The sequence below is a fragment of the Pseudomonas sp. H26/SER47-MNA-CIBAN-0231 genome, assembly GCF_040310465.1.
GTDB classification, from domain to species: domain Bacteria; phylum Pseudomonadota; class Gammaproteobacteria; order Pseudomonadales; family Pseudomonadaceae; genus Aquipseudomonas; species Aquipseudomonas atacamensis.
In genome coordinates, this window is record NZ_JBEOPW010000002.1 from 517,098 (window position 1) to 523,754 (window position 6,657).

Consider the following 6,657-nt stretch of genomic DNA (forward strand, 5'->3'; position numbering starts at 1 on the left):
ATGGGAGCTGATGTGCGTGTTATTCAAAATTGCATTCAACTCGTTATCCCACGTCGGCGTATCTCGTACATGCAACTCGGTCGGTCCCCTCTCCCTTTGGGAGAGGGCTAGGGTGAGGGGCTTTTGACTTACGGCGTGACGATATTGAACTGCGGCCCGAACGTATCCAGGCTGCCCATCAATAATCCGAATTTCTGACCATTGCCCTGCAACTTCACCAGCCCTTTTTGCATCGCCGTCGGGAAGTCCAATTGTTTCAGGCTGATCTTCTCCAGCGTATCGCGGCTCAGGCTGACGCTCGCATCCGCCGCCGGATTCAGACCGGCGCGGTGAGTCAGCACGCCGTTGCGCAAGGTCAGGGTGAAATCCTTTTGCACATCGTCGAACGTCCAGTTCAGCGTCAGGTCATGGGCCACGGCTTTGTCGCTGTCCAGGCGTACCGCGAGGTAATCGAAGAACATTTCCGGACTCATCGCCCGGACCATATCCACCGACACGGTATTGGCTGACTGCGGCGGCACGCCGTTGCGCAGCTCCATCGCACCGGTCAGGTACATGTTCCGCCAGGTGGCGTTCTCGCTTTGATAACCCAACTGCTCCAGCGTCTCGGCTTGAGCGTTGCGTGCATCCGCGTTGTCCGGATCGGCGAACAGCAACTGGTTGCCCAACTGCGCGGCCCATCGGTAGTCAGCGCTGGCCATCGCACTGCGCATTTTCTCCAGCACCGACGCGGTACCGCCCATGGCCTCGACCGAGCGTTTAGCTGCATCGACCGGGGGCAGCGGATTGAGGTTGGCCGGGTTGCCGTCGTAGAAACCCATGTAGCGCTGATACACCGCGCGCGTATTGAAACTCAGCGAGCCGTAATAGCCACGGGTGTACCACTTCTGATCGAGCGAGCCGGGCAGTTTCTTGATTGCTTCGGCAATTTCCAGCGGCGTCAGGCCCTGGTTGAGCAAGCGCAGGGTGCGGTCGTTGATGAACGCGTACATGTCGCGCTGATCGGCGAGCAAAGTACGAATCCGCTCGCCACCCCAGGTCGGCCAGTTGTGTTGGGCGAACAGCACGTCGGCCTCGTGACCGTAGCGCATGAGGCTGTCGTCGAGGTATTGCGACCAGGCTTTGGCGTCACGCACCTGCGCACCGCGCGGGGTGAGGATGTTGTGCATCATCTGCGTGGCGTTTTCGGCCATGCACAGGGCTTTCAACTCCGGTAGATAAAGGTTCATTTCCGCAGGCGCTTCGGTGCCCGGGGTCAGCTGGAATTCGACTTGCAGGCCAGCGATGGTGCGGGTTTCCAACGGCTCGGCAATCAGATCGGTAGGCGCAATCAGTGTGACCGTGCCACCGCTGGGCGCACTCTTGCCGAGGCCGGCATCGACCTGACCTTTTTCACTGCGCGGCAACAGGCTGCCGAACTGGTACTGCGCGCGGCGGCTCATGGCATTGCCGGCCATGACGTTCTCGCTCATCACGTGTTCCATGAAGCCGACCGGCGCGTAGACCTTGACCTTGCCGGACTTGACATCGGCCTCGTCGATCACCCCGCGCACGCCGCCGAAATGATCGACATGGGTGTGGCTGTAGATCACCGCGACGACCGGTTTGCGCGGGCGATTGGCGTAGTACAGATCCAGCGCCGTCCTGGCGGTTTCGGCCATGGTCAGCGGATCGATGATGATCAGCCCGTCGTCACCTTCGATGATGGTCATGTTGGCGAGGTCGAGGCCGCGCACCTGATACAGCTTGGGGCTGACCTCGAACAGACCGGCGTGGGCATTGAGCTGGGCCAGCCGCCACAGGCTCGGATTGACCGATTCCGGCGCCTTGTCTTTGACGAGGAAGTCATAGGCGTTGACGTTCCAGATGACTTTGCCGGCAGCGTCCTTGATCTGACCCTTGAACGGTGCGATCAGGCCTTTGCTGACGGATTCGAAATCGGTGCGGTCGCTGAAAGGCAGGGTTTGCAGGACGGCAGCGTTGCTTGCGGCGGTTTGCATGCTCGGCGCAACCGGACCGTCAGCAGCGAGCAACGGTTGGCTCAGGCAAGCGGTGATCAGGCAGGTCAGCAGGCCGCGCGGGCTCAGGATGAAACGGGGCATGGGTGTCTCCGGTTTTTTATCGTTATGGCCGAACAGCCAGCAGCGTATGGCGCGTCCCGGAGTTGGCGATGATCATCAGCGGACAAAAACCATTCAGGGCCGCTATCCTAGGCCCAGGTTCACTGATCGGGTTTGCCCATGCTTGAGGTTCGCGACGTTTTCAAAAGCTATGCCACGCCACAGGGATTGTTGCCGGTGCTGCAAGGCGTCGACCTGACGCTGGAGGCCGGTGGCAGCCTCGCGCTGATGGGCGAATCGGGCAGTGGCAAAAGCACGCTGCTGCATTTGGTGGCGGGGCTGGACAAGGTCGACAGCGGCAGTATTCGCAGCGGCGAACATCGCCTGGAAGCCATGAGCGAAGCGCAACTGGCGAACTGGCGGCGCACGGAAATCGGTCTGGTGTTTCAGCAGTTCAACCTGATCGGCAGCCTGCGCGTGGAAGACAACCTTGCCTTTCAGGCGCGCCTCGCCGGGCGCCATGAGCCGCGCTGGCAAGCGCATCTGGTGCAGCGTATGGGTCTTGGCGATCTGCTCTCGCGGTACCCCGAGCAACTCTCTGGCGGCCAGCAGCAGCGGGTCGCATTGGGCCGGGCATTGGCTTCGCAGCCGAAATTGCTCTTGGCGGATGAACCCACCGGCAGCCTCGATGAAGCGACCAGCGATGAAGTGCTGCGGCTGTTGCTGGAATTGCTCGATGACACGCCGACGACTTTGTTGATGGTCACTCACAGTCAGCGCGTTGCGGCGCGTCTGGCTCAGCGCGTGGTGTTGTCGAACGGGCGGGTCGCCTGATGATCTGGCGGCAAACCCTGCGCGCGCTGCTCAGCCACTGGCGGCGTCATCCCGTGCAGTTTTTCAGTGTGCTGACCGGGCTGTGGCTGGCCACCAGTCTGCTCACCGGCGTCGAGGCGCTGAACAGTCAGGCGCGCGACAGCTACGCGCGGGCCAGCCAGATGATCGGCGGCGAACCACAGGCCAGCCTCAGCACGCCAAATGGGGCACTGTTTACCCAGCGCTGGTTTATCGAATTGCGCCGTCAGGGCTGGCCGGTGTCGCCGGTGTTGCAGGGCCGGCTGACGCTCAAGGGTCACGAAGACCAGCGGATTCAGGTGATGGGCATCGAGCCGGTATCGCTGCCGACGGATTCGGCAGTGGCCGGGCAGGCGATGCCGATCGAGCGCATCGTCGAATTTTTCAGCCCGCCGGGCAGCACCTGGATTTCCCCGGACACGATGCAAATGCTCGGCTTGCGCGAAGGCGATACACCGCAAACCGTGAACGGCCAGACCCTGCCGCCGCTGCTCGCGCAGAAGGACATGGCGCCGGGCCTGTTACTGGTCGATATCGGCGTAGCGCAAAGACTGCTCGACCAGCCTGAGCAATTGTCTCGGCTGCTGTTGCCCAAGGATTTTCATCAGGAATTACCAGCGAGTTTCACCGATCGCTTGCAGCTCAAAAGCAGCGGAGAAGAAAACAATCTCGCGCGGCTGACCGAGAGCTTTCACCTCAATCTTGATGCCCTTGGATTTTTGTCATTTCTGGTCGGCCTGTTCATCGTCCACGCCGCCATCGGCCTCGCTCTGGAACAGCGCCGAGGCTTGCTGCGCACGTTGCGTGCCTGTGGCGTCAGTGCGCGAATGCTGATCGCGTGTCTGGTGGTTGAACTGGGTGTGCTGGCGCTGATCGGTGGATTCTTCGGTGTGATCAGCGGCTATTGGCTGGCCAGCGTGCTGCTGCCGGACGTCGCCGCCAGCCTGCGCGGTCTGTATGGCGCGGAAGTGGCGGGGCAGTTGCGTTTGAGCCCTTGGTGGTGGTTCAGCGGCATCGGTCTGAGCCTGCTTGGCGCCTTGCTGGCCGGGGCCAACAGTCTGCTGCGGGCGGCGCGCCTGCCGTTGCTGGCGGTGGCCGATCCGCAGGCGTGGCATCAACAGTATTCGCGCTGGTTGCGCCGACAGGGTTGGCTGGCGACAGCGCTGCTGATGATTGCGCTGGCGGCGCTGATCTGGGGCGACAGCCTGAGCAGCGGTTTCGTGCTGATGGCCGGGCTGTTGCTCGGTGCCGCGCTGGCCTTGCCGGTGTTGCTCAGCGCGTTGTTGAACCCGTTGCTCGGACGCAGTCGGTCGGTGCTCGGCCAGTGGTTTCTCGCCGACTGCCGCCAGCAACTGCCAGCCCTGAGTCTGGCGCTGATGGCGCTGCTGCTGGCGCTCGCCGCCAATATCGGCGCTGGCAGCATGACCGCCGGTTTTCGCCAGACCTTCAACGACTGGCTCGAACAACGCCTGAGCGCCGAGTTGTACATCAACCCCTCCAATCCGGCGCAGGCCCGCGAGATGCACAGTTGGCTCAAGCAGCAGCCCAATGTGACCGCTGTGCTGCCCAACTGGCAGGTTTCGGTGACACTGCAAGGCTGGCCGGCCGATGTCTACGGCATCATCGACCACTCCTACTATCGCCAGCATTGGCCGTTGCTCGACAGCAGTGGCAGCGATCCGTGGGGCAAACTGGCCACGGACGATGCGGTGATGCTCAGCGAACAACTGGCGCGACGCCTGAAAGTGAAGCCGGGCGAGCATTTGAACATTCCCACGCCGAACGGCACATGGTCGCCGCGCATCGTCGGCATCTACGCCGACTACGGCAATCCGAAAGGGCACGTGCTGATCAGCAGTGAGCACCTGTTGCGCGGCTGGCCGCAACTCACGCCGAACCGCTTCAATTTGCGTATCGATCCAGCACAGATTCCGGCGCTGCTCAACGCCTTGCAGGCGCGTTTTGCGCTGGATGACAACCGCATCGTCGATCAGGCGCGGCTCAAGGGCTGGTCGGTGCAAGTCTTCGAACGCACCTTTGCCGCGACGGCGGCGTTGAACAGCCTGACCCTCGCCGTGGCCGGTGTGGCGCTGTTCATCAGTCTGCTGACCCAGAGCCAGAGTCGCCTCAGTCAACTCGCACCGCTGTGGGCGCTGGGCGTGACGCGCAAACAGTTGATGCTGCTCAACCTCGGCCAGACCTGGCTGCTCGCCGTATTGACGTTGCTGTTGGCGCTACCGTTGGGCATTGCTTTGGCATGGTGCCTGGATGCGGTGATCAATGTGCAGGCATTCGGCTGGCGCTTGCCGTTGCGGGTGTTTCCGTTGCAGTTGTTGCAACTGATGGGCCTGGCCTTGCTGGCGACTCTGTTGGCCTCGGCATGGCCGCTGTATTCGCTGTACCGCACACAACCGGCGGACTTGCTGAGGACGTTTGCCCATGAGGACTAAATGGCTCGTGCTGATGATTGCGCTGCTGCTCGGTGGCTGCGATCAGCCTGCACCCGAGGAGAAGGGTTTTGCCGGCATGGGCGATCAGGCGCAATCCTTCACTCCGGTGGTGCCCGGTCGGGTTTTCAGCTTCCCCGCCGATCACGGCGCGCATGATGGTTTTCGCATCGAGTGGTGGTACGTCACCGCCAACCTCAAGGATCAACAGGGCAATGATTTCGGCGTGCAATGGACGCTGTTCCGTAGCGCCCTGAAACCAGTCGCCGAGCAGGCCGGTTGGGGCAACCAAACGATCTGGCTGGGCCATGCGGCAGTCACTTCGCCCTCGGTGCACCACGCCGCCGAGCGCTACGCCCGGGGCGGAGTAGGCCAGGCCGGCGTGCGCCTGGCGCCGTTCGAGGCGTGGATCGATGACTGGATGTTTGCCAGTCAGGCGCAGGATCCGTTGCGCGATATGCAACTCAGTGCTCGTGACAAGAATTTCGCTTATCAACTGCGCCTCACCTCCAGCCGCCCGCTGGTGCTGCAAGGCGACAATGGTTTCAGCCAGAAATCCGAAGAAGGCCAGGCGTCGTATTACTACAGCCAGCCATTTTTCCAGGCCAGCGGCACGCTGCAGATCGACGGCCAGACCTACAGCGTCAGCGGCCCGGCGTGGCTCGATCGCGAGTGGAGCAGTCAGCCACTCACCGCCAATCAAACTGGCTGGGACTGGTTCTCGCTGCATCTGGACAGCGGCGAACATGTGATGCTTTACCGCATGCGGCAGAAGGACGGCGCGCCTTATCTGACCGGCACCTGGATCGCCGCCGATGGGCAGATTCAGACGTTGCACAGCGAGCAGATCAGCCTCGTGCCGCAGGATACGGCCAAGGTGGCTGATCGACCGATGCCGGTGAAATGGTCGATCCGCATTCCCGACAAGCAACTCGATATCAGCGTTGATGCGCTCAATCGCAATGCGTGGATGGATTTGCGTATTCCGTATTGGGAGGGGCCGGTGAAAATCAATGGCAGCCATCCTGGCCAGGGTTATCTGGAAATGACCGGATATTAACGGTAGGTGCAGTTTCCCTGTGGGAGCGAGCTTGCTCGCGAAGGCTTTTTGTCGAGCGATGATTTGTTCTGCTTGACCGGGTACATATCCGTTGCTGCGGTAACGGCTGCTTAGGGTTTCGCCCTTACGGCGACTTACTTTTTTACAAGCCCCCCCGTGTTAGCCTACCTGTCACCTCTGTTAATTGACTCAACCATTCATGGGGGCGAAGGTGTCTAGCAATGCCGAAGCGTTATGA

At 61.6% G+C, this 6,657-nt stretch carries 4 protein-coding genes; 3 read left to right on the top strand and 1 reads right to left on the bottom strand.

The window, feature by feature from the left end; translation table 11 throughout:
* Positions 1-128: 128 nt before the first annotated feature.
* On the bottom strand, positions 129-2,102 hold the full coding sequence (locus AAEZ10_RS05285) for an alkyl/aryl-sulfatase (protein ID WP_350568228.1): 1,974 nt from the start codon (positions 2,100-2,102) through the stop codon (positions 129-131).
* Positions 2,103-2,240: 138 nt separating this feature from the next.
* Between AAEZ10_RS05285 and AAEZ10_RS05290 the strand changes: the two genes are divergently transcribed.
* Genes AAEZ10_RS05290 through AAEZ10_RS05300 form a run of 3 tightly spaced genes read left to right on the top strand, consistent with a single transcriptional unit; the run spans position 2,241 to position 6,419 of the window.
* Positions 2,241-2,894: an ABC transporter ATP-binding protein gene (locus tag AAEZ10_RS05290; protein WP_350568231.1), complete on the top strand. Its 654-nt coding sequence runs from the start codon at positions 2,241-2,243 to the stop codon at positions 2,892-2,894.
* Positions 2,894-5,362: an ABC transporter permease gene (locus AAEZ10_RS05295; protein ID WP_502947671.1), complete on the top strand. Its 2,469-nt coding sequence runs from the start codon at positions 2,894-2,896 to the stop codon at positions 5,360-5,362. Before AAEZ10_RS05290 ends, AAEZ10_RS05295 begins: the two co-directional genes overlap by 1 nt.
* A complete protein-coding gene (locus tag AAEZ10_RS05300; protein ID WP_350568234.1) occupies positions 5,352-6,419 on the top strand; it encodes a lipocalin-like domain-containing protein in 1,068 nt (355 codons plus the stop codon). Before AAEZ10_RS05295 ends, AAEZ10_RS05300 begins: the two co-directional genes overlap by 11 nt.
* Positions 6,420-6,657: the final 238 nt, after the last annotated feature.

Bases quoted from the DNA above. Each gene is read 5' to 3' on its own strand.
- AAEZ10_RS05285 (WP_350568228.1), bottom strand. From the start codon at position 2,102: ATGCCCCGTTTCATCCTGAGCCCGCGCGGCCTGCTGACCTGCCTGATC.
- AAEZ10_RS05290 (WP_350568231.1), top strand. From the start codon at position 2,241: ATGCTTGAGGTTCGCGACGTTTTCAAAAGCTATGCCACGCCACAGGGA.
- AAEZ10_RS05295 (WP_502947671.1), top strand. From the start codon at position 2,894: ATGATCTGGCGGCAAACCCTGCGCGCGCTGCTCAGCCACTGGCGGCGT.
- AAEZ10_RS05300 (WP_350568234.1), top strand. From the start codon at position 5,352: ATGAGGACTAAATGGCTCGTGCTGATGATTGCGCTGCTGCTCGGTGGC.